This window comes from Steroidobacter cummioxidans (genome assembly GCF_003104955.1).
The window spans coordinates 24138-47221 of sequence record NZ_LSRW01000018.1; the positions used below are offsets into that span (position 1 = coordinate 24138).

Sequence of the window (23084 nt, forward strand, 5' to 3'; positions counted from 1 at the left end):
ACGTGGAGCCTCGCAACCGCTTCGATCGCTCGACCAGGCACAGCGCGTCGCCGGATGACGACGGCTCGGCCGGTGCCGGCGCTGGCGCCGGGGCCGAGCCCCAGGCGGCGCCCGCAGGACCGGCCATTCTCATCGTCGAGGATGAGGGCATCGTGGCGCAGGACCTCATGGAAGCCCTCACCCGCCTCGGCTACCGCATCAGCGGCGTGGCCAGCGAAGGTACGCAGGCGGTGGCGATGGCGACCCAATTGCGGCCCGAACTGGTGGTCATGGATGTGAGCCTGCGAGGCGAGATCGATGGCATCCAGGCAGCGCGCATGATGCAGGAACGCTCGCATGTGCCCATCATCTTTCTCACCGGCCATCGCGACAGCGAGACGTTGCAGCGGGCGGTGCTGACCGGTCCGCTGGGTTACCTCATCAAGCCCTTCCAGGAAGACGAGCTGCGCTGTGCGATCGAGGTGGCCATCCACAAGCATCGCGCCGAACAGGCCATCCGCGAGCGCGAAGAGGAATTGCGCCGGAGCGCCGAGCTGCTGCAGAACCTCTCGCTGATCGACGAGCTCACCCAGCTGCGCAATCGCCGCGGCTTTTTCGAGTTGGCGCAGCAGGCGCTGAAAGTCGCCCAGCGCGAGCATTACTCGATGGGCGTGTTCTTCATGGATTTGAACGGCCTGAAGCGCATCAACGACACACTCGGCCACCAGGCTGGCGACCAGGCGCTGCGCGATACTGCCGAAGTATTGCGCGATACATTTCGCAGCTCGGACATCCTGGCGCGCATCGGCGGCGACGAGTTCGTCGCCATGGCTCACGTGCACTCCACTCCGGACCTGCACGCCCTGGCCAGCCGCCTGCGCGATCATCTGCAGATCTTCAACCAGACCCACCGTCGCCCCTACCCGCTGAACATCAGCGTGGGCATGACGCTGGTCGACATCCCCACCGACGAAGACCTCGAATCGCTGCTGGCGCGTGCCGACGCGGCCATGTACGAAGAAAAGCGCGCCGTCTCCAGCCGGGCCTGAGTCTCGCAACTGCCTCCCGCGAGGCAGCGGGCTATCATGAGCGCCTCGATCCGCGCCTCATGAGACCCCGCCGATGTCGAATGCCATTGCCACCGACGATCCCGCACGGTGGCTGGAAACCGTCGCCACTGCCGATCCAGAACGTGTCCTGCTGGAGACGGGCGAGGGGCGCCGTCTGAATTATGGTCAAATGGCCGCCCTCACCCGTCGGCTCGCGGGATCCCTCGCAACGCTGGACGTGAAGCCCGGCGATCGCGTCGTCGCCCAAGTCGAGAAATCCGCCGAAGCGATCGCGCTGTATCTGGCGTGCCTGCAGCTCGGCGCGACCTTCGTTCCTCTCAACACGGCATACACCTTCGCCGAGCTCGAATACTTTCTTGGCGACGCCGCGCCGACTGTCGCAGTCGTACGGCCGGCCGATCGACAGCACGTGCAGGCGATCGCGGCGGCGTGCGGCGTCAAGCATGTAGAAACATTGGACGATCGTGGCGGCGGCTCGCTGCTCGACATCACCGGCACGGCGCCGGAGAACTCGACGCACGATCCATCCACCCTGGCGGCACTGCTCTACACCTCCGGCACCACCGGCCGCTCCAAAGGCGCGATGCTCACCCGAGCCAATCTGGCCTCCAATGCAACGACATTGGCGCAGGCCTGGCGCTTCAGCGCCAGCGATGTGCTGTTACATGCGCTGCCCATCTTTCATGTGCACGGCTTGTTCGTCGCCATCAATACCGTGCTGGCATCGGGCAGCTCGATGCTGTTCCTGGCGAAGTTCGATGCGGATCAGATCGTCCGCCTGCTGCCTCGTGCCACTGTGATGATGGGCGTGCCGACGTTCTACACGCGCTTGTTGCAACATTCGGGGCTGACCCAGGACACGGTTCGCAACGTCCGCCTGTTTGTTTCGGGCTCGGCGCCGCTGCTGGCCGAGACGCATCGGGAATTCCAGGCGCGCACCGGCCACGCCATCCTGGAACGGTACGGCATGAGCGAGACCCTGATGAACACGTCCAATCCGCATGACGGCCGGCGGATTCCCGGATCGGTCGGGCCGGCGTTGCCCGGCATCGAAGTGCGTATCGCGGATCCGGAGAGTGGTGCGCCCTGCAACGAGCCGGACGCGATCGGCATGATCGAAGTGCGCGGCCCCAATGTGTTTTCCGGCTACTGGCGCATGCCGGAGAAAACCGCGGCCGAGTTTCGCAAGGATGGCTTCTTCATCACCGGCGACCTCGGCAAGCGCGATGCGCAGGGCTATGTTTTCATCGTCGGCCGCGGCAAGGACCTGATCATCACCGGCGGCTACAACGTCTATCCCATCGAGGTCGAGCTGGAAATCGATGCGCTGCCGGGCGTGACCGAAAGCGCCGTCATCGGCGTGCCGCATCCAGATTTTGGCGAAGGCGTCACCGCGGTGGTCGTGCCCGACAAGAACGCGCCGCTGGACGAAGCGACCCTGCGCGCGGCGCTCGAACCCAGACTCGCCAGGTTCAAACTGCCCAAGCGCATCGTGTTCGTCGCCGAGCTGCCCCGCAATACCATGGGCAAAGTACAAAAAAGCGCCCTGCGCGAACGCTATCGTGACCTTTATAACTAATCAGGAATTTTCAGCATGACCGCCACCTTGATCGATGGGCGCGCCGTCGCCGAACGACTGCGCGAACGCGTTGCCGCCCGTACCGCCGAGCTCGCCACGCAGGGCGTGATTCCAGGGCTGGCAGTGGTGCTGGTCGGCGACGATGCCGCCAGTCAGGTGTATGTCGGCAGCAAGACCAAACAAGCCGCCGCCGCCGGCCTGAAACACTTCGATCATCGCTTGCCGGCGACCACCAGCACGTCAGAGTTGATTGCCCTGGTTGACCAGCTGAATGCGCGCAGCGACGTGCACGGCATTCTGGTGCAGCTCCCCCTGCCGGCAGGTGTAGACAGCGCGGCGGTGCTCGCCGCCATCGACCCGGCCAAAGACGTCGACGGCTTTCATGCGGTCAACGCCGGCCGGCTGGCGCTCGGCCAGGACGCCACCGTGCCGTGCACGCCGCTCGGCTGTTTGATCCTGATTCGTGAAGTCACGCGCGACCTCGCCGGCAAACGCGCCGTCGTGGTGGGACGATCCAACATCGTCGGCAAGCCCATGGCGCAGCTGCTGTTACAAAACGACTGCACTGTAACGATTGCGCACTCGCGCACGCGCGATTTGCCACAGCTGTGCCGCGAGGCCGAGATTCTGGTGGCGGCGATCGGGCGACCGAAAGCCATTGCCGGCGACTGGATCCGCCCGGGCGCCATCGTCATCGACGTGGGCATCAATCGCATCACGGGCGCGGACGGCAAGAACAAGCTGGTGGGCGATGTCGATTTCGACGCGGCGCTGTCACATGCGGGTGCAATCACGCCCGTGCCCGGCGGCGTCGGGCCAATGACCATCGCCTGCCTGCTGATGAATACGGTGAACGCAGCCATCCGCTCACGAGCGGGCGCGCTCGGCCCGCTCATCGGCGTCAATTAATCCTGCGCTAACGTGGTGCGTGGCCGGGCGCCACGCATTTCCCAAGACTAGGTGCACAGGCTCGCCCGGCCGGGAGAGCCTGTGCCTTTATTAAAAGAAATTTATTCGACTTCGCCGGCGCTGTCGCCGTTGCCGATCGTGGCAGACAGCTTGTCGATGATTGAATAAAGCGACGCGCGCTCCGATTCGCTCAGCGTCAGCAACATGTCCGCCTGACGTTTGCGTGCCACGGGCAGCACCTCTTTGTACAAGGAGGTGCCTTTGGGCGTGATGGAGACCATCACCGGCGCGGCCAGCGCTTCGGTCGAGCGCGCACCGCGATCCTTGATGGTTTTGGTCTTGGTCAGCCCGCGCGTCGCCATGACTCGCAATGTCCTGCTCACCTGTCCTTTGTCCATGCCGCTGCGGACCGTCACTTCCGAGAAGCGCATCGGCGCAAAGCGCGCTACCAGCGCCAGCAGGCGCCACTCCGGCAAGCTCAAATCGAATTGTTCGAGATAGGGCTTGGTGAGATTGGTGCGCAAGGCGTTCGACAGCCGCGTCAATCGGAACGTGAGGAAGTCCTCCACGTTCAGATGCGAGCCACTGCGCGACACCGCGGCCCAGGGCGAGGATGTTTTGGTCGTTGACCGCTGACGCGGCTTCTTCTGCGAAGCTTTCACTGACGTGCCAATTCGGCGCTGGCCGAGAAAATTAGGAGGACGCGGATTCTGCCGCAAGCAATCGCGATTGAATAGAACATCGCACCAAACAATGTTGTAAACATGGCGTTCTCGACACTTTTCTCGCGTTATGCAATGACCAGCAAACGCTGAACGCGGCGAGAATGTTTCTGCGCGAGAATTTGCCGTGTTTTCTGGGTCGGTTCAGCAGTCGCACCCGGCGCGGACCTGACAAAATTTGTCCATTTGTTGCACGCCACACGCTATCTGCCTGTTTGCACGCCGCGAACCGCAAGTGACGTTTCACGGCCACGCACACAGCCGGGACACTTAGAAAAAAAACTGATGCGGCCATAAAAACGGGCTGCTATGTTCCGCCGCGCTCCGTGGAACGCTTCATGCAACAACCAGAAGCCCAAGCTCGCGTCATAGAAGAGTGGTTCCGATTGCCGGAATCGCGGCGGCTGCACGCGACCGATGCGGTCGTATTCGCGTTCAGGTTGTTACAGGACCAGCCGGAGATGTTTGCGCGCAACCGCGAGCGCGAGCCGGTCAATCACGACGTGATCGTCGGCTGGCTGATGCCTTATCTGAACAGGCAGCCGAACTGAACGGGTTCAGGCGCCCTGCAAGGCCTGACTGATCCCGCTCACCGTCGCCAGCAGCCCCGACAACAGCTCTCGATCTTCGCGCTTGCCGGCGCGCCAGCGCCGCAGCAGGTCGACCTGTGTCAGATGCATGGGATCGATGTACGGGTTACGCAGCACGATGGAGCGCTGGACCGTCGCGGCGCCCTCCAGCAACTGCTGGCAACAGCGAATATTCAGCACCTGCTGGCGGGCCAGCTCGTATTCGGCACGCAGGATGGGAATGAAGCGACGGTACTTTTCATCCACCAGCTGCTCATAAGCACGCGCGATATCCATATCGGCGCGCGCCAGCGACAGCTCGACATCGTCGATGAGATTGGTAAAGAAGAACCAGTTCTCGTGCATGTCGCGCAATACCGCGTCGCCGAGCGTGCGCGCTGCCAGCGCCAGCGCCGAGCCGGCGCCGAACCAGCCGGGCATCATGTAACGACACTGCGACCATGCATGCCACCAGGGAATGGAACGGATGGCGGCGATGCCGACTCGATCCAGCCGCGACACGGGGCGTGAGCCCAGCTGCATGCGCTCGATCACATCGATGGGCGTGAGCTGGCAGAAGAAGTCATGGAACTCGGGATCGTCGAACACCATGGCGCGATACACACGCGAGCTTTCCTTGCTCATCAGCTCCATGGCGTCGCGCCAGGCCGGCTCGACTCGTTCCGGCGGCATCACGCCCGCACGCGACAATGACAATGCATTGAACGCCTGCTCGAACACGCGTAGCGCGATCGGGCGCAAGCCATACTTCTCATTGATCAGCTCGCCCTGCTCGGTCATGCGCAGGCGGCCACGACGCGCATCGTTCGGAGCGCTTCTGACCAGCACTTCGGTGCGACCGCCGCCGCGATCGATGCCATCGGCCTGACCGTGAAACAGCGTCAAGTCGATATCAGCCGCGTCCGCGGCAGCAAATAGCGACTCCTGCGCCTGACGGATCAGCCAGCGCGCGCGCATGATGCCGCTTTCCTTGTTGCTCGCGGAATAACCAATCATCACGTACTGATGATTGGCGCGGCCCTTGAGGTGACGTTTGTATACCGGCTCCTCGAACAGCTGTTTCATCATCTCGCCGCAGCGTTGCAGCGATTCCGCCGATTCGAACATCGGCGCCACGTCGGTCGGCACATCGCCAGTGCGGCGATCGGCGGTGTCGGCCCAGCGGGCCAGCAACAGCACCGACAGGATGTCGTCGATACCCTGGGTCGAGCTGACGACATAGGCCCCGATCGCGTCGTCGCCGTAGCGATGGCGGCAATGGGCCAGCGCTTCGAGCACCCACAGACTGCGCTTGCCGCTCGCATCGAGCACGTTGGTGGGACCTTCATCGCGCTCGAGCGCATGCCGCAAGCGATCCGTGCGCTCGCCGCTAGGGCGAGTCGCCCATCCGGCATCGTTGAATCCCTGGCCGATGACGGCGCGATGCGCACTGGCGTTCTGACGAAGATCCAGCGTGGCCAGATGGAAACCAAACGTGCGGATACGTCGGATCAGTCGACGTACCTGGAACATTCCCGCGTGCTCGCCCTTGTTGGCGCGCAGGCTGTCGGAGATCAGATTGATGTCGCCGAGGAACTCGTTGACGCCCTCGTATTGATTGGCGCGCCCGTCGTATGTCGCGCGCAGCCGCTCCATCACCTGCCCCAGAAATACACGATAGGGCATGCGATCGTGGCGGACCGGCGACAGGCTGCCACCGGAGCGCAGCAGTACCGAATAATGCTCGACGCGCGCTATCAGCTCGGGCGCGACGCCAACGCGCGATGCGCTTTGTGACAACGCTTCCGAGAGGCTTTTGCACTCGAGGAAATAGTTGTTGACGATGATCTGCTGGTGGCGCGCGACGGTCTCGCGCAGCGCCTTGGCATGAATGTCCGGATTGCCGTCCATGTCGCCGCCGACCCAGGAGCCGAAGCGCAGGATCTCCGGCAATTCGCGATCGCGCGCTTCCGGACCGTAGGCCTGTTCGAGCGCGGTCTGGATCTCCTCGTAGAACGTCGGAACGATCTTGTAGAGCACTTCGGCGATGAAGAAGAGCACGTGCTCGCGCTCGTCGGCGACGGTCAGACGCTCGCGTGAATTTTCCGCCGTCTGCCAGCCCGAAGTGATCTCGTTACGAATGCGATCCCACAGTATGCGCGCCTCGTTCGCGTTGCGCGACAAGCCGAGCTGTTTCAACAACAGCTGCGCGATCTTCTGTTGCTTGCGCAGGATGGTGCGACGGGTGGATTCGGTGGGATGTGCCGTGAACACCGGCTCGATCCACATCTGCAGCATCAGGCGCCAGACGTCTTCCAGCGACAGGCCCTGCGCCTTGAGCTTGTTGACGGCCTCGATGATGCCGCCGGGCTGGGTCTTGCCTTCGTTGAAATACTGGCGACGGCGGCGGATGCGATGCACCTTCTCCGCCATATTGACCATCTCGAACCAGGTCGAGAACGCACGCACCAGATCGCGTGCCTGCCCCGGCGGCACATTGCGGGTGCGCTCGGTCAGTTCACGGCCGCTGGCGGTGTCGCCTTCCCGGCGGGCAATGGCCGATTGCCGGTCGCTCTCCACGGCTTCGTACAGAGCGTCGCCGCCCTGCTCGCGAATGACCTGGCCCACCAAGGCGCCGAGCATATGGACGTCTTCCCGCAGGTCGGCGTCTTTCTGCGGAAAACTGATGTCGGAGCGAGGCATAGGGGGCGCGGAGTTTAGCAGAGAGTGCCGCCGCACCGACTGTCGGCATCAGGCAACGCGCGCCGGAAATGTCTTCAGCAATGACTGTTTACAGGTGCTGCAGGCTCCCGGCTCGAGCCGCGGCAGGGTGCTGTCGGCAGGGATTGCCAGGGTCTGCTGGGCATCCTCGATCTCCTCCCATGCGCCGAGGCGGACTTGAATGCGCCGACACCACATACAACAGCGCAGGCTGCGCTCGTCGCGCGGATAGGCCGGATCGAGCAATGCCACCGCCGGCCTTGCCTCGCGCCACACCGGCTCGCATACGTGACGAATGGAGCCATCGGCGAGCCGACTGAGCTCGATATCGATGAGACGTCGCTCATCGACGCGATCGGCGCGCGTCGGCACGAACACACGGCCACCGACCGCCCGGACACGGTTGTAAAGCAATTCCCACAATTGGCGCACGACACCGTCGGGAATGCGATCCCAGATCGGGCGACCGATCACTTCGGACAAAGCCGGTCCCTCGCCGCGTGCCGGCGCCATGAAACGGCTCCAGGCAGGATTGACGAACACGACCTGGTCCAGTGCATCGATGATGTAAATGGGGCGGGGATCCGCGCAATCGTTGACCATAAACCATCACGACCGCGGGTAGCTGGACAAGTGGACGAAAACGCCGCCGTGACCAGTCCCATGATCGGCCCGGTGTCAGATTCGGCCCATGAGGCTCGCCCTGAATGCCGCCCCCGCCCGAGCGCGGTATGCGACTGATACGATCGCCAACACCCACCTCAAGCCGTGCCGCAGCCGCCTGATCTTTGCTGCGCCCCGAAGCGTTGTTTAGGACGAGAAGCCCATGACTCTGACAGGACAAATCGCTGTTTTTCTGGGTGCCACAGTGCTGGCCGTACCGATGTTTCGGCGTCTGCGGCTGAGTTCCATCCTGGCGTATCTGGCGGCCGGTGTCGCGATCGGGCCATTCGGGCTGGCAGTGATCGACGATATCGAAGGCGTGATGCACCTCGCCGAGTTTGGCATCGTGCTGCTGTTGTTCGTCATCGGCCTGGAATTACAGCCATCGCGACTGCGCGCGCTACGCCGCTCCATTTTCGGGCTCGGCGTGCTGCAGGTCGTCAGCACCACGATCGCTCTCACCTGCATCGCATATTTACTGGGCCTGCCGATGAATGCGGCGTTCGTCACAGGCTTCGCGCTGTCGCTCTCGTCCACGCCGCTGGTCCTGCAACTGCTGGCGGAGCGCCACGAGTTGAATACACAACACGGCCGCCCGGCTTTCGCCATCCTGCTGTTTCAAGATATTGCAGTGATGCCAATGCTTGCTGTGCTGCCGATGTTGGGCACGACCGGGGCCACGCAATCGCTCGGCGCCACGTTGCTGGGCACCGCCAAGGGCCTGGGCGTGCTCGCGTTGCTGATATTCGGCGGCCGTTACGTACTGCGTCCGCTGCTGAGATTCGTCGCTGAAACCAAAGTGTCCGAGGTGTTCACCGCGGCCGCTTTGCTCGTGGTCATCGGCACCGCACTGCTCGTGAATGCGGTTGGAATGTCCATGGCGCTCGGCGCGTTCGTCGCCGGCCTGCTGCTCGCCGAAAGCGAATATCGCCACGAGCTGGAGGCGGACATCGAGCCGTTCAAAGGACTGCTGCTCGGCCTGTTCTTCATTTCCGTGGGCATGACCACCAACATCAGCGTGCTGCTCGAGCAACCGCTGCTGATCGCGAGCCTGGTCATTGGCTTGCTCGCCATCAAGGCACTGTTGTTATGGGGTCTGGCGCGCCTCGCGGGACTGCCAGCGCGAAATGCCTCGCCGCTCGCCGTATCGCTGGCACAAGGAGGTGAATTCGGCTTCGTGCTGTTCGCGCTCGCCGTCGGCGATGGCGTCATGGAACGAAGTCTGGCGCAGACCCTGGTGATCGTCGTGACCATCTCGATGGCAATGACGCCGCTGCTCATCAAGCTGCACTCCGCACTCATCGAGCCGCTCTACACCAAGGGCGAAGCGGCGCGCGATTTTGACACCATCGACGATCCCAACAGCCGCGTACTGATCGCAGGCTTCGGTCGCGTCGGGCAGATCATCGCGCGCGTACTTCGCATGCGACGCATCTCCTTTACGGCGTTGGAAGCGAGCGTCTCACAAGTCGACTTCGTGCGTCGCTTCGGCAACAAGGTCTACTACGGCGATCCGTCGCGGCTGGAGTTGCTGCAAGCTGCCGGTGCCGCTCGTGCGGAGATCTTCGTCCTGGCGATGGACGACATCGAGGCGTCGGTGCGCACCGCCGAGCTCATCCAGAAACACTTCCCGCATCTGAAAATCTTCGCGCGCGCCCGCAACCGTCAGCACGCGATCCGGCTCATGGATCTGGGCGTGCGTTATTTCATGCGCGAGACCTACTACTCCAGTCTCGATATGGCGCAGAACACGCTCGAAGCATTGGGCCTGTCGCGCACCGAAGCACTGGAAAGCATCCGACGTTTCGATGTTCACGACCGCAAGCTGCTGGAACAGCAACGACAGGCCGGCGATGACGAGCAGAAATTGATTCAGACGGCGCAGCAGGCGGCGCACGAGTTGGAAGGTCTCTTCGAAGAGGATCTGCGTGGTGCCGATTCAGACGGCACGGACCGGGAGGAAACTCAGGCGACGGCTTGAACGGTTTCAGTTGCCGACTTCGTCGTCGACGTCGGCCTGGAAATCGCTGTAGAACTCTTCGACACAGCTGCGGCAGATGGTCGCCGCCGGCGCTTCGATCAGGCCTTCGACCTCGAACGGACGCTTGCCACAGAAGGAACATTTCAAGCCGGCCGTTTCCGAGTCGTAGTACGCCAGCGCTTCCTCGAGGCTGACATGGGTGTCGATCCAGCGCTCGCCGACGCCAGGATAGATCCGCTCGACGGCCTGCTTCGCCTGCTCGACGGTTTCCGCGTCCGAGATGCCGAGCGAAATCCAGTCCTCGTCGCAATGGAACACCAGCGGGCCGGGCTGCGCTCCCAAGCCCACCGCGATCGCCAGCCGCGGCACATGGGCGATCATCGCCTCGTCGGTGAACAGCGAGCTGGGATGGCAATAAGGAATGTCGTCCACGAACGCATACGACACCACTCGCGCTGCGTCGATCACGGGCGGAGGCGGATTTCGTCGGTCGTTGCTCATGCGTGTGGATATGGGGACGCGGTTCGAAATAGGAACGTCAGAAGCGCGAATAAGATCCGTGGATTCCTCACAGTACGCCACCGTCCTCGGGCTGTGATGCCCGCCTCCTGTCCAGAGTGTGCCTTCCGGCGCACCGAAGGGGTCCTTTAACCTTAAGACTTATCGATGGGTCATAGATTCCGGCAAGCATGCATTCTGGCAGCGTGGTAATTACCCAGGCCGATACTGCGGAACTCATCACGCTGGTCCGCGAGTTGTTCAAAGAATACGCGTACGCCCTCGGCATTGATCTCGAATATCAAGGATTTGCCGCCGAACTCGCGGCGTTGCCCGCGCCGTACGCGCCGCCGCTCGGAGCGTTGTTCATTGCATACGTGGATGGTGAAGTCGCCGGCTGTGCCGCGCTTCGCCCGTTGCGGGATGGCGTGGGAGAAATGAAGCGCCTGTATGTGCGCCCCAACCATCGCAAGGTAGGCCTGGGCAACCACCTGATCGATGCCGTCATCGCCGCCGCGCGGCAAGCAGGTTTCGATCAGCTGCGTCTGGACACCTTAGCCAGCATGACCTCGGCGCAAGCGCTCTATCGCAAGCTCGGCTTCGTCGAAACGCCGCCCTACAACGACAAGTATCTGCCCGGCACGCGCTTCTTTGCACTGGCCCTGAAATAAACAAGGCCTCTGCCATGACGGAAGAGGCCCTGGCTATCGATCGGCCGTGACTATTACGGGAGGTACTCGATCGGCTTGGTAACCGTGATCGTGCCGACGTCCTTCGCTTCGAAGCGGAACAGCTTCACGCGGGCCACCAGTTTGCGTTCCAGCTCAGGGTCGTTGAGGTCGCTGGAAACGACTTCGCAGCGTTGCACCGAACCGTCCGGCGCGATGGTCAGCTGAAGCACGACCTTGCCTTGCAGTTCCGGCTTGTCGCGCCGAGCGCGCTGGTACATCGTATCGATGGCGCCCTTGTTGCGGACAAAGACCAGCTCGATCTCCTCTTCGCTACGTGTCGGCTTGTTGCTGCCCGCGCCACGCTGCACTTTGTCCTCTGCCTGCTGAGTGAGCACGGCCGAGGTCACTTGCGTTGTGGTGTGACCTTCGAGAGCACCCTGACCGCCACCATAGCCGCGGCTCAGCGCCGCGGTGTTGATACCGCCGCTGCTCGCGCCGACTTTCGAGGTCAGCAGCGAACGTTCCGAACGCGTCGACTCACCCACTTTGCCAGTAAGATTCTTGGTCTGCGCGGCTTTGTCGATCACCGCCAGGTCACGCAGATCGGCGAGCTGATCCGCCACGTTCGCCATCTGCTTTTGGGCGCGCTCACGAGCGGTCGGCTGCGGCTTGGGCTCGGGCTTCGGCTGCTCCACCGGCTTGATCGGCTCGGGCTTCTTCTCTTCGACCTTGGGCGGCGGAGGCGGCGGTGGCGGCACCTTCTTCTCGATCACCAGCTTGACGATGCGATCCGGAATCTCCGGCGCCTTGATCAAGGACTTCTCCGGCACCGGCAGCAAAGGAATCAGGATCGCGAAGATGGCGAACACGATGAACGCGTTGCGCACCACCTTGCGGAAGCGAGCCTCGACTTCCTCGGTCGGCGACCAAGGCAAGTCATACAAGCGATAGTAAGGGGCGAGTGTGCTCATGAGTTAACTACCCGCCGCACCGGTGAACATCGCGGCGCGAGCACTCGCGTTCGGCCCGATTTTCGGACCTGCGCCTTCACGCTCCACGACTGCCAGCGACACCTTGCCGTAATCCGCATCGGTGCACGTCGCCATGATCTTGCGCAGCACGCTGTACGGCGTGCCGCGATCGCCCATGATGGTGACTTCGCGATCCTTGATCTCCTGCTTGGCCGCGTCCACCAGCACCGTGTCGGCCTGGCCCTGCAGCGCCTGCTTCAGCGGCTGAATGACCGCGTCCGGCGAGCTGATCACATCGGCAACCTTGGCGATGGCTTTGCCATCCACCAGCAGATCCTCCTTGGTGACCATCACCACCACGCTCGGTCGCGGCTTCTTGTCCGACAGCGATTGCGGGATGGCAATGGCCTTGGTGTTCGGCAGGATGTCCACGTCGGAGTTGTGCACGAGCAGGAACACCGTAAGGATCATCAGCATGTCGATGAACGGCACCAGCGTCATGTGGCCGGCCGCTTCGGCGCCGCCATGCTTGCGACTGCGGTGTCGTTTGATTCGATTGATCATGTCGGCGCGTCTCCCACGGACACATCCGGGAACAGCTCGCCATAACTGAAGCTGTTCTCGGCCACGCTGAAGACACGCACCGTGTCCATCACCTGCACCAGCGTGTCATAGGCAATATCCTGCTCCAGCAGGATGGTCGCGTCGGTCTTGTCGGGATACTTGGTCTTCACCAGCTTCAGGTAATCCTGCAGCCCGACCAGATCGTAGCTGCCGCCCGTGGTCGGCACGGTCCTGAGTAGTCCGGTGCCGCGATCGGCAATCTCGATCTTGTCCTTGCGAATGATCACTTCCAGATTCAACCCCTCGGGCAGGTCCGGCACCGCACTGTCGGCGCCCGGCAGGTTGAGCTCCAGAATATTCGTCTTGGTGAACACCGCGGTGAAGATCAGGAAGAACACCAGGATGATCATCATGTCGATCATCGGCACGACATTGATCTCGTGCCGGCCGCGATAGCGCGCATGGTTGCGCATCACGCGCCGCTGTGCCTTGGACTGAGCCATTGTCTATCCCTTTAACGCGGACCGGTGGCGTTCCAAACTATCAGGCGACGCCGTGAGCGGCGCGACCGCGCGGCTGCGCCGGCGCCATGTCGTCGTTGCCGACATCCACGTCCTGACGACGCTCCACCACCGAGTTCATGAACTTCACCGAGGCGATCTCCAGGCTGTCGATCATCTTGGTGGTCTTGGCTTCCAGGAACATGTGCGCCAGCAACAGCGTGATGGCGACGAACAGGCCCGAAGCGGTGTTGTTCATGGCGACCGAGATGCTGGCGGCCAGCAGGCTGGCCTTTTCCGCCGGGTTGGCCTGAGCGATCGAGGCGAACGCCGCGATCAGGCCGATGACGGTGCCGAGCAGACCGATGAGCATGCCGATGTTCGCCAGCGCCGACAGATAGTGAGTGCGCTTTTCGGCGCGCGGAATGATTTCGAGCAGGCTCTCGTCCATGGCCTTCTCGACGTCATCGCGACGACGGGCGCTCGCGAGGCGCGCGATGCCGTAGTTCAGCACGGTCGCGATCGACGACTTGGACTTGGAGGTGATGGCCACCACCTGCTTGAAGTTGCCGTTGTTGATCAGCGGCACCACCTGCGCCCACAGACGACGGTTCTGGGTCGTCTCGTTGGTCAGGTAGATGAAACGCTCGATGGTGATAGCGACGCCGATCACGAAGATGGCGGCCAGCGGATACAGGAAGAATCCTCCCTCGCGGAAGAAATTCACCATGAAATGTATCAATTCCATCGTCTTGAAACTCCTATGCGGTGCGGTACTCGAATCCGAAACGGGCGCAGCCGATGCTGAATGCGCAATGAGGCCGGCTTTATCGCCTTACATAAATACGTGTGCTGCGACCTACTTCTCAGTGCGCGGAGGTTGCGAAACGGCTGCATCGGCGCCGCCGTTGATTGCACCGTAGTAGGTCACTTCACGACGAAAAACGTCACGATCGACGGGCGTCAGTGCCTCATCCAGCAGCGTATTGAACGGCTGCGCGGGCAGGTCGCCGAGATCGGATTTCTTCCAGGGCACCACGTACATGACCTTTGGCAGCTCGCGGTTGCCGGTCACGGTCGTGGTATCCAGATCGAGTCGATCGTTGCGCACGATGGCTTGCGGGCCACTGGCACGCTGGGCCGGCGCTGCGGACTTGCTCGTGTCGACCGCGGGACCGGCCTGCGTCGCCTCTTCGGACAAGGTGGGCTGTTCGGCCGCGACTACGGCGGCGGAGCTGAAGATCAGTAGTAAAGGCAGAGTGAAACGCATTGTGCTCATCCCATGACTCGTTTCGATGGGCTCATTCGGCAGTCTGGGCACTTCGCGGCTCGGCGCCGATCCGTTTCTTCAGCTCGGTCACCCAGCCATTGACCTTCGCGTCCGGCGCGCTGGCCGTGGCCAGATAACGCTCATACGCTTCCAGCGCCCGCTGCGGCTCCTGCAAATACAGATCGCACAGCACGCCAAGATTCAACCAGGCGAGCGAGTAATTCGGATCGATCTGCACCGCCCGCGTATAGGCATCGCTCGCGTCCTGGAACTTGCCCAGCTTGCGCTGAACGATGCCGAGTTGATTGAACGCAGCCGCGTTGTTGCCGTTGCGCGCAATGGCATCCCGAATGACTTTTTCCGCTTCCTCCAGCTTGCCGGCCTTGGCGTGCAGGATGCCAAGATTCAGCAGCGGCCCGGAATACGATGGATACGCAGTCGCGAGCGCGCGGAATCCCTGCTCGGCCGCGGCGAGATCGCCGGAGCTCATCGCCGTCACCGCTCGCTCGAACTGTTGCACCGCTTCGGGAGGTAACACCGGCTCGACCGGCACGCCTGCTGCCGCTTCGGCAGCCATCTTGTCCTGCTTCGCCGAGCCGCTCGGCGTGGATCCGCAGCCGGATAGCAACAGACCGAGCAGCGCGCTGACCAACAGACCGCGGCCAATGTGGCTATGCCGTTGCGAGTGAGCGCTGTTAAGGCAACGTCGGCACATAGTCTTCACTGATCTCAGTCTTGGCGTAACGTGCCGGCTTCAACTTGGCCAGCACATCGAAGCTGCGTTGAATCCATTGGTCATAGATGCCATCGCCGGTGCGCCCGGCATTGGTCTCGTGCAACTCGATGGCCTTCTCCTCGAACGGGAACGCCTGTTCCTCGAGCAGCACGTCGTACTGCTCCCTGGCGTCCTCATCCAGGTTCTTCGGCCGCTCCGAAGCCATCAGGTCCGCGCCCAGCTGCCGATACAACTCGGCCATGCCATAGGTCGCCTGCGTGGTCACCTCGGCGACCCCGTAGTCGAGCGCCTGACCATAGACTGCGAGAGTTCGCTCCATCGCGTCGCGCTTGCTCTTCAGCGACTTGTTCAACGGCACCGTCAGCTTGATCGAATTGAACAACGCGACCGGTGGGTCGGCGGTTTCAATGGTCGCCTTCGCGGCCAGATACTTACTGCGATCGGTACGAGCCGCGCCGGCCGTTTTGTCGGCCCGAATGATTTCGTCGAGCCACTGCGAACGGACCTTCACATCGTTCTGCGCTTTCGCCATATCGGCGAGCTTCTGGCGCGCCTCCATCGCCGGATCGAGCGGCGACGGATATTGCTTCACATAGCTGGCATATAAACGGGCCGCATTGGTCGGCGACGCCGCTTTGTCATAGAGCTCGGCCGCCTGCCACAGCGCGGCGCGTCGCACTTCGACAGGCTCCTGGTCACGCGCAGCCACTCGCTCCAACTCGGCAGCGGCCTGCGTGCCACGACCCAATTCGAGATAAGCCACCGCGAGCGAGCGCGTCGCATCCGGCACCAGCTCGTGATTGGGATAGTTGCGACGGAAGGTCTCCAGGACCTGCGCAGCGCGATCCCATTCTTTGTTTTGCAACAGGATGCTGGCAGCGTCGTACTCCGCGTTCGAGCGCGCCTTCGAGTTCGGCGCCAGCGCGGCGACGCGCAGGAAGTCATCGACCGCCCCGGCCGAATCGCCCGCGGTGCGCTTGGCTTCCGCTTGTTTGTAAATCGATGCGGCGATGCGCTCTTCGATGTTGGCGCGATCCGGATCGTTGGCGGGCAAGAAGCCCTGTACCTTCACGTACGCCACTTCAGCTTCGCCGAAGCGACCGCGATCGAACAGCGAGTGCGCCAGCAGCGTGGTCGCCGTGCGCTGGAACTTGCGATCCACCGGCGGAGTGCGCTCGAGGATGCTGGTCGACACTTCGATCACCCGCTCGAAATCGTTCAGCGCGAACAAATCTTCGTCGGCCTTGGTCTGCACGCGCGCCGACTCAGGGTGCTCGGGGAAACTGGTCGCGAACATCAGCGCGCTTTCGATGCCCTGCTGATGCCATACCGCCTTCGGCTGACCCTGTAACGTCGGCTCATGCTTCTGATACGAGACCAGCGCGGCATAGCCGGCCGCCGAGGCTTTCGGATGCGTCGGATAGTCATACGCAGCCGTTTCGTATTCCTTGGCCGCTTCGGCGAAGCGCCCGGACTCGAACAACACTTCACCCAGGGTGAAGCGATTTGCCGGCGCTTCCGGATCCTGCGGGAACGAATCGAGCATCGCGCGATACCAGCGCGCCGCGGATGCGTAGCTCTCCGGTTTCTTGTCCTTCTGCGCCGTCGCGTAGTAGTACTCGGCGAGATCTTTCTGGTTCGCCTTCAACTGCGCGGCCACTTCGGGCGCATCGGCTACCGTACGCTCACGCCAGAACGCGGAGCCGAACGCGTAACGCTCGACGAAAGACTGCTTGGCTTCGATGACCAGCGACGCCAGGCGGCCCTTCTGATAGGCATCGATGGTGCGCACCTGCAATGACGGCGCATAGCGATCGTCGGGGCGCCGCTTGGCGAAGGCCTCGAACGCCACCGCCGCGTCCAGATAACGCTCCTTTTCCAGATAGAAATCGCCGAGCGCCTCATACAGCAGATGCGCATATGGCGGATCGCCTCGCTGTGCCAGCGTGCCATCGAGCGTCGCCGGCCCATCGAGATCCGAGAAGCTGATCGCCATGGCGCGCAGCGCGTCGGAGGTCAGCTCGCGTTCGGCACGGCTCAACGAATCCCGTGCGCGCACCTGCCCATCTCGCACCAGTACGCGGTCGAGCAGGCGCATGAATGCGGCGACGCTTTCCTCGCCGAGGGATTGCTTGAACATGGACCAGCCGAGCTTGTACAAGCCCTGCTCGAAGAAGCCGGTGTCCGCGCCCGGCGTGGTCACCGCCACATACGCATTCTCGGCTTCGCGGTAGCGCCCCAGAGTGAACAGAATCTCGCCGCGACGGAACTGCGATTCGACGAACCATTGGCTGCGCGGATACGTCGTCACCAACTGATCGAGCACGGTCAGCGATTTCTCGAGCTCGCCTTTCGCTTCATAAGCACGCGCCAGCTGATACATGACGACGTCGTTGCGCTCGTAGCTCGAATAGGACTTGAGCAGCCCCTCGTACAACTGCACGGCCTCATCGACGCCAAGCCCGCCGAACGAACCCTCGGCAGTGCGCTCGCTGTCGTCTTCAACCTGCAAGTCGCCGAGACGACGCATCGCTTCGGCGCGCATCTTCTCGTTCTGCGATTCCATTTCCAGGAAGCGGCGGTATTGCTCGATCGCCTGCTGCGTCTTTACGTCGCTGGGGGGATCGGGATTGACCTTGATCTCTTTCTTGTCGAGATCACGAATGGTTCGCGGCGGCAGCTTCGCTGCAGGTTCCGCAGCCAACGCCGGCATGGCAATCGCACTCGACAGGGTCAGCGCGATCAGCATGCGCAGCTTGTGAGACCTGGTGACTGAAGCGCTCATTGCGCGCCTCCCTTGTCAGTGGCGCGCTCGCCGGTAGCGCTGCCGCTCGTCGCCGCCTTGTCGTAGATCGATGCCAGCGCGAAGCGCGCTTGTAACGAATATGCCGCGAGGCGCTGCTTCTGCGACTCCAGTTCCTTGATCGCAACCGCCGCGAGATATCGGTTCTGGGCCTGGGCAGTCGCTTCCAATCGCGCGCTCAAGCCATCGATACGCGGCGGCAGCGTGGCTACGCGACGCGCAAACTCCTCCGTGCGAGCGGGATAGTCGGCGCGTGCACGATCGACGAGCACCGAACGGCGACGCGCCTCTTTGTACGCGACATCCAGCTCACGCAGTTCCTTGCGCGCGCGCCACAAGCGAGCTTTGTAGCTGCCATTGAAATCCCACAGCAGCTTGCCCTTGATCAGACGCGCCTTCTCGCGCATCTCCTGCACCATCGGATCGCTCTGGTCCGCTTTCGCCAGCACAGCTTCGATCTGCTGCACCTTGGTCCATTGTTCCTGTTCACGCGAGGTCGCCAGCGCGGTCACATCGTTGTCGCGCTCGGTCGCGGCCAGGCGCGATTCCAACTCGTTCTTGTGCGCTTCCATCGCATCCAGATCGACGCTGTCCAGCATGCCCTGCAGGGCGGGCACACGCCGATCGAATGCACGATGCCGCGTATCCACCATGTCGTCGAATGCCTGCACGCTCAACGCCCAGGTCGCGAGATTGCGTTGCATGAGCTTGAGGTCGCGATAGTTCTTCAACCCTTCCTGGAACTCATGCGTCGCCAGCAGGTGATACAGATAGCGGGTCTCAGGCGCGTCCGGCAGATTCTGCAGCTGCCAGTACCAGCCCACCTGATCGGCCTGGTCGTTGTCCACGATGGCATCGAGCAGCTTGCCGTCGCGAATGGCCTGAATGGATTGATCGATGCGCTTGGATTCCGCTGCGAACGCTTCAACCGCGTTCACATACTGTTCCGCCGCCTGCCCGGTCGCCGCCAGCTGCGCGTATGCATACGGAATGGCGAGATACGATTCCTGCACCGCTGCATCGAGCATGTCGCGATCGCGCAGCTCCATCCAGGGCGCCAACGCCTTGTTGAACTTCTTCTCTGCCGAATCCGCCCAGCCCACCGCGAGCAGGGCCTTGTTCGATTGCGGGCCGGTCAGCCGCACCCGTTGTAAAACTTTCTTGGCGTCTTCGGGACGATTGCCCTTGAGCCAGGCGAAGCCGAGCGCAAGGTTGGCCTTGTCACGCAGCGCTGCCAGCTCTTCGGTCGGTGCGGCGATCTGACCGACTTCATTCAACAGCTCGGCCGCTTCCTCGACGCGGTCCTGCCGCACCAGCGCCACACCGATATTGAAGCGCGCGTAAGACGACCAGACGTCGCCTTTGCCCACCGGCTGCCACCGCTCCAACGCGCGAATCGCTTCGTCATAGCGGTTCAAATACATCAACACCTGCGCTTGCAGCAGATGACGCTCGGGCTCCAGATCGCCCGGCAGTGCGCCATGAATCGAAGCCAGCGCGGTCGCGGCGTCTTCGAGATAGTTGCGCTGATACCAGACCTTCGCGAGATAGAACCAGGCGCGGTTGCGCACATCGAGCGGCACGTTGTCGTTCAGCAGCGCCTTGAAGATGCGACCCGCCTCTTCATGCTGACCGAGCGACAGGTACAAGCCGCCCTTGAGCAGCTCGGCCTCCACGCCGTGATGACTCACGCGATTGAAATCCTGCGCGGCACCAAGCCGCGTCAAGGCCTGCAGATAGTCGCCCTGATAGAAGTAGAACAGCACGTCGCCCCAATGCAGATCGCGCACGACCTGCGGGGTGCCGACCAGGGGTCGCGGCTCAGGAGGCTTCTTCTCCTTGGCGCCGGCGCCGGTCGCGGCCAGTCCCAGGACTGGCGCGAGCAGCATCGCGACCAGTAATTTGTAACGTCGCCCCGGCACGGGTTATTCCCATTCCTTGACGATGAATTCGGGTTGCGCCTTGAGCGCCTTGTCGCTGATCTTGAGCTCGACGTACTTGGCGCCGACGCCCTTGTCGAGCTTGATGGTCGCGCCGCGCCGATAGTCACGCTGATTCGGGCCCTGGCCGGTGAACAGCGCGATCAGCTCGTGCTCGCCAGCCTTGAGATTGCCGATGAACACGCGGTGCACGCCGCCTTTGAGCAGCGCCTGCGCCTCGCGCTCGGTGTACAGATAGTTGGCGACTTCCTTGTTGTCGAGCTTCAAGGTCACCGAGTCGAGCGCGAAGAACTCGCCCACGTCCATGGACACGAACACGGCCACCTGCGTGTTGGCGGGGAACAGCAGCTCCTCCTCCAGCACGAACAGCTCGCGGTTCAGATCCAGCACTTCTTTCTTCAGCGCCTGCACTTCTTCGTCGAGGCTCTTGAAGCTGTCACCGCCGCCCGCAGGGGCCGAAGGCGCCGGCGCACTCGTGTCGACGAGCGGCGCAGTCGTGGCCGAGGTTGCGGCGTCTTGTGCGCTTGCCAGTCCGGCCGCGAACAGCAGAGGCAACAGCGCGGCCAACCATGTGATTCGTGTTTTCAGCAGGCTCTGACGCATGGGGAGGTGTCCGGGAAATCCGTGAAGGGTGCTCGGGAGTTCGATACGAGTTCGATTGAGTTGGCGAGGCGGATCCGTTGCGCGCGGTCACTCGTTCAGCAGCTCACGCAGTTTTTCGGTGTAGCGCGTTTCATAACCGACTTTGTAGCCTTCGGAAACGTAGCGCACCACACCTTCGCGATCGATCAGCACGGTCAGCGGCATGGTGCCCGCCTGATAGGCGCGGCTCACTTCTTTGCGAGCATCGAACAGTACCGGATAACTGACGCGCAGCGTCTTTGCCATCTCACGCGCCGCCTGCAGCTCGTTTTCCTCGTCCAGATTGATGCTGAACAGCACCAGGCCGGCGCGGCGGTACTTGCCGTAGATCTCATCGAGCAATGGCATTTCCTGGCGACAAGGCCCGCACCAGGTTGCCCAGAAGTTGATCAACACCACTTCGCCGGAGTGCTCGGACAGGCGCACGTTCGCACCATCCAACGAGCGCAGCGCGAAATCGGGCGCGCGCTGGCCGACGAGCAGGGTCGCCGGCACACATACAGCAGGCCCGAGCAGCAACAGCGCCAGCAATGCAAAGCGTGGCAACCGTGCGGAAGCCCGGAGCGGCAGACGAGCTTGTGAGGACTGTGACATCAATCTTTTATTCGTCGCCGGACACGCGGTGAGGGCCGATCGGCGCCTCCATTGCGAAGCAGGAGGCCGCGCTGGCAACCCCGCTGTCCTAGGAAAATTTCCCTTAGACCGGTGGCTTTGCGTCCCCACCTTTCGGTGAGTTTGCCTGGGTGCGAGGCGGGCCTGCTGCTCCGTTAAGGAGCCGCGTGGCAAGACCTCTGACAACGCCAGCTAGGGTGCTATACGCAGCGCAAATATGTCAACGAACGAAGTGTGATGCCAGCGGCGCAAAACCGCGACGGGCCTGTGACTCACCGCACACTTCGAAGGTCTGTCGGTAGGCGACGACAACAACATCGACGCCTGTATCCGTCCACCGACGACCGCGGCGCGACCGGCGGGAGGGAGCCGGTCGCGCCATTGCACCTGTGAATTAGATAGGCGCTTTCAGACTTTCGTAATCAGTCGACGCGGCTTTTGCCTTCCACATCGCAATCATCTCCGGAGTCACGGTCTGCGCGGCCGGCAGATGATCGGAGGGCAACGTGATCTGCTGCTCCGTCATCCGCCCGACCAGCGACGCTTGCTCGTGGCCGTACAGGAACGTGCTGGCAACTGCGGTGCCGAGGGTGAGCAACATGGCGGCGCCAAGGGCGATACGCTTTTTCATCTTCATCTCCAAACTCGAATTCAAATCTGTTGCGATGGATTCATTTATTACGCGAGCACCGGACGCTTGCCGCCGGTATCGCCATCAGCCAGCGTCAACACCGGACGCTTGCCGCCTGTGTCACCGTCAGTGAAATTGAAAACCGGGCGCTTGCCGCCGGTGTCGCCATCGGCGAGCGTCAGCACCGGACGCTTGCCGCCCGTGTCGCCGTCAGTGAAATTGAAAACCGGGCGCTTGCCGCCGGTATCGCCATCGGCGAGCGTCAGCACCGGGCGCTTGCCGCCCGTGTCGCCGTCAGTGAAATTGAAAACTGGACGCTTGCCGCCGGTATCGCCATCGGCCAGCGTCAACACCGGACGCTTGCCGCCTGTGTCACCGTCAGTGAAATTGAGAACCGGGCGCTTGCCGCCGGTGTCACCATCGGCCAGCACCGGACGCTTGCCGCCCGTGTCGCCGTCAGTGAAATTGAAAACCGGGCGCTTGCCGCCGGTATCACCATCGGCGAGCACCGGACGCTTGCCGCCCGTGTCACCGTCGGTGAGATTGAATACAGGGCGCTTGCCGCCGGTATCGCCATCCGCCAGCACCGGACGCTTGCCGCCCGTGTCGCCATCGACAATGTTAAATACCGGACGCTTACCACCGGTATCGCCATCCGCGAGCACCGGACGCTTACCGCCCGTGTCGCCATCGACAATGTTAAATACCGGGCGCTTGCCACCGGTATCGCCGTCCACCAGCTGCGCGCCAGTGCTATTGCCAGCCGCAAACAGGACGCCCGCCACCACCGCCGAAATTGCAAATACGTTACGCATGACAACAAACCCTCCCAGGAAAAGTGCTAAAAATTCGAACCAGCAAGGCTCGATCACTGGGATAAGCGACGTCCCTTTGAGAAACCCGTCACAGCACCCTCTGGACAAGCGGAAGAAAAAGGGAACAATCAGTACATCGCTCGGCGATTGCTTGCGGAGATCCCTCCAAATCAATCGGTTGAGCCGGATTCAGGGACGGCCGTAGGGCGGTTTTGGCGGGCAGCTCGCGGTGCGGCCG

At 62.5% G+C, this 23084-nt stretch carries 22 protein-coding genes and 1 riboswitch; of the genes, 6 read left to right on the top strand and 16 right to left on the bottom strand.

The genetic code is table 11. From position 1 onward, the window contains the following. Positions 1 to 2 precede the first annotated feature (2 nt). The 3 genes from D0550_RS11545 to folD all read left to right on the top strand — a co-directional run bounded on the left by D0550_RS11545 (position 3) and on the right by folD (position 3537). Entirely contained in the window at positions 3 to 1028 is a 1026-nt protein-coding gene (locus D0550_RS11545) for a diguanylate cyclase domain-containing protein (protein WP_153067125.1), read from the top strand. A gap of 73 nt (positions 1029 to 1101) precedes the next feature. After that, the gene (locus tag D0550_RS11550; protein WP_116809347.1) at positions 1102 to 2628 is read left to right on the top strand and encodes a malonate--CoA ligase; all 1527 of its coding nucleotides are present in this window, start codon (positions 1102 to 1104) and stop codon (positions 2626 to 2628) included. 15 nt (positions 2629 to 2643) lie between these two features. After that, on the top strand, positions 2644 to 3537 hold the full coding sequence (gene folD / locus D0550_RS11555; protein ID WP_116809348.1) for a bifunctional methylenetetrahydrofolate dehydrogenase/methenyltetrahydrofolate cyclohydrolase FolD: 894 nt from the start codon (positions 2644 to 2646) through the stop codon (positions 3535 to 3537). A gap of 101 nt (positions 3538 to 3638) precedes the next feature. Here folD and D0550_RS11560 read toward each other — a convergent pair whose 3' ends face one another. Next, entirely contained in the window at positions 3639 to 4199 is a 561-nt protein-coding gene (locus tag D0550_RS11560) for a MarR family winged helix-turn-helix transcriptional regulator (protein WP_161965775.1), read from the bottom strand. 398 nt (positions 4200 to 4597) lie between these two features. Here D0550_RS11560 and D0550_RS34610 point away from each other — a divergent pair, with 398 nt between their 5' ends. Next, entirely contained in the window at positions 4598 to 4810 is a 213-nt protein-coding gene (locus tag D0550_RS34610) for a hypothetical protein (RefSeq protein ID WP_153067126.1), read from the top strand. A gap of 6 nt (positions 4811 to 4816) precedes the next feature. On the opposite strand, the gene D0550_RS11565 is transcribed toward D0550_RS34610, so the two are convergent. Both D0550_RS11565 and D0550_RS11570 read right to left on the bottom strand, forming a co-directional pair. Further along, the gene (locus tag D0550_RS11565; protein ID WP_116809350.1) at positions 4817 to 7531 is read right to left on the bottom strand and encodes a phosphoenolpyruvate carboxylase; all 2715 of its coding nucleotides are present in this window, start codon (positions 7529 to 7531) and stop codon (positions 4817 to 4819) included. Positions 7532 to 7579: 48 nt separating this feature from the next. Then, positions 7580 to 8152 (bottom strand): nitrogen regulation protein NR(II), encoded by a 573-nt coding sequence (locus D0550_RS11570; RefSeq protein WP_116809351.1) that lies wholly within the window; start codon positions 8150 to 8152, stop codon positions 7580 to 7582. 223 nt (positions 8153 to 8375) lie between these two features. Between D0550_RS11570 and D0550_RS11575 the strand changes: the two genes are divergently transcribed. Further along, complete coding sequence (locus D0550_RS11575) at positions 8376 to 10193, top strand: monovalent cation:proton antiporter-2 (CPA2) family protein (protein ID WP_116809352.1); 1818 nt, start codon at positions 8376 to 8378, stop codon at positions 10191 to 10193. A gap of 6 nt (positions 10194 to 10199) precedes the next feature. On the opposite strand, the gene D0550_RS11580 is transcribed toward D0550_RS11575, so the two are convergent. After that, positions 10200 to 10694 (bottom strand): ClpX C4-type zinc finger protein, encoded by a 495-nt coding sequence (locus tag D0550_RS11580; RefSeq protein WP_116809353.1) that lies wholly within the window; start codon positions 10692 to 10694, stop codon positions 10200 to 10202. 188 nt (positions 10695 to 10882) lie between these two features. On the opposite strand from D0550_RS11580, the gene D0550_RS11585 reads away from it, so the two are divergent. Further along, positions 10883 to 11362: a GNAT family N-acetyltransferase gene (locus D0550_RS11585; protein ID WP_116809354.1), complete on the top strand. Its 480-nt coding sequence runs from the start codon at positions 10883 to 10885 to the stop codon at positions 11360 to 11362. A 53-nt stretch (positions 11363 to 11415) separates the two neighbouring features. Here the strand turns inward: D0550_RS11585 and D0550_RS11590 are convergent, their stop codons facing one another. The 12 genes from D0550_RS11590 to D0550_RS11645 form a co-directional block, all read right to left on the bottom strand. Beyond that, complete coding sequence (locus D0550_RS11590; RefSeq protein WP_116809355.1) at positions 11416 to 12333, bottom strand: AgmX/PglI C-terminal domain-containing protein; 918 nt, start codon at positions 12331 to 12333, stop codon at positions 11416 to 11418. Between the two features lie 3 nt (positions 12334 to 12336). Further along, positions 12337 to 12897 (bottom strand): ExbD/TolR family protein, encoded by a 561-nt coding sequence (locus D0550_RS11595; RefSeq protein ID WP_116809356.1) that lies wholly within the window; start codon positions 12895 to 12897, stop codon positions 12337 to 12339. Continuing rightward, positions 12894 to 13400, bottom strand: a complete 507-nt coding sequence (locus tag D0550_RS11600; protein ID WP_116809357.1) for an ExbD/TolR family protein — start codon at positions 13398 to 13400, stop codon at positions 12894 to 12896. Before D0550_RS11600 ends, D0550_RS11595 begins: the two co-directional genes overlap by 4 nt. A 40-nt stretch (positions 13401 to 13440) precedes the next feature. Beyond that, on the bottom strand, positions 13441 to 14145 hold the full coding sequence (locus D0550_RS11605; RefSeq protein WP_116809358.1) for a MotA/TolQ/ExbB proton channel family protein: 705 nt from the start codon (positions 14143 to 14145) through the stop codon (positions 13441 to 13443). Between the two features lie 111 nt (positions 14146 to 14256). Further along, on the bottom strand, positions 14257 to 14676 hold the full coding sequence (locus tag D0550_RS35275; RefSeq protein WP_174842487.1) for a hypothetical protein: 420 nt from the start codon (positions 14674 to 14676) through the stop codon (positions 14257 to 14259). A gap of 22 nt (positions 14677 to 14698) precedes the next feature. After that, complete coding sequence (locus D0550_RS11615; RefSeq protein ID WP_161965776.1) at positions 14699 to 15244, bottom strand: tetratricopeptide repeat protein; 546 nt, start codon at positions 15242 to 15244, stop codon at positions 14699 to 14701. Positions 15245 to 15362: 118 nt separating this feature from the next. Next, positions 15363 to 18188 carry a tetratricopeptide repeat protein gene (locus D0550_RS11620; RefSeq protein ID WP_116809360.1) on the bottom strand — a complete coding sequence of 942 codons (2826 nt, stop codon included), beginning with the start codon at positions 18186 to 18188 and terminating at the stop codon, positions 15363 to 15365. Further along, a complete protein-coding gene (locus tag D0550_RS11625; RefSeq protein WP_116809361.1) occupies positions 18185 to 20128 on the bottom strand; it encodes a tetratricopeptide repeat protein in 1944 nt (647 codons plus the stop codon). The genes D0550_RS11620 and D0550_RS11625 overlap by 4 nt, the downstream gene beginning before the upstream one ends. A gap of 3 nt (positions 20129 to 20131) precedes the next feature. Continuing rightward, positions 20132 to 20749 carry an AraC family transcriptional regulator gene (locus tag D0550_RS11630; RefSeq protein ID WP_206606215.1) on the bottom strand — a complete coding sequence of 206 codons (618 nt, stop codon included), beginning with the start codon at positions 20747 to 20749 and terminating at the stop codon, positions 20132 to 20134. Between the two features lie 87 nt (positions 20750 to 20836). Then, entirely contained in the window at positions 20837 to 21382 is a 546-nt protein-coding gene (locus D0550_RS11635; RefSeq protein ID WP_116809362.1) for a TlpA family protein disulfide reductase, read from the bottom strand. Between the two features lie 70 nt (positions 21383 to 21452). Then, positions 21453 to 21538, bottom strand: a riboswitch (cyclic di-GMP riboswitch). Positions 21539 to 21794: 256 nt separating this feature from the next. Beyond that, entirely contained in the window at positions 21795 to 22031 is a 237-nt protein-coding gene (locus tag D0550_RS11640; protein ID WP_153067127.1) for a hypothetical protein, read from the bottom strand. 47 nt (positions 22032 to 22078) lie between these two features. Beyond that, positions 22079 to 22846 carry a hypothetical protein gene (locus tag D0550_RS11645; RefSeq protein WP_116809364.1) on the bottom strand — a complete coding sequence of 256 codons (768 nt, stop codon included), beginning with the start codon at positions 22844 to 22846 and terminating at the stop codon, positions 22079 to 22081. Positions 22847 to 23084: the final 238 nt, after the last annotated feature.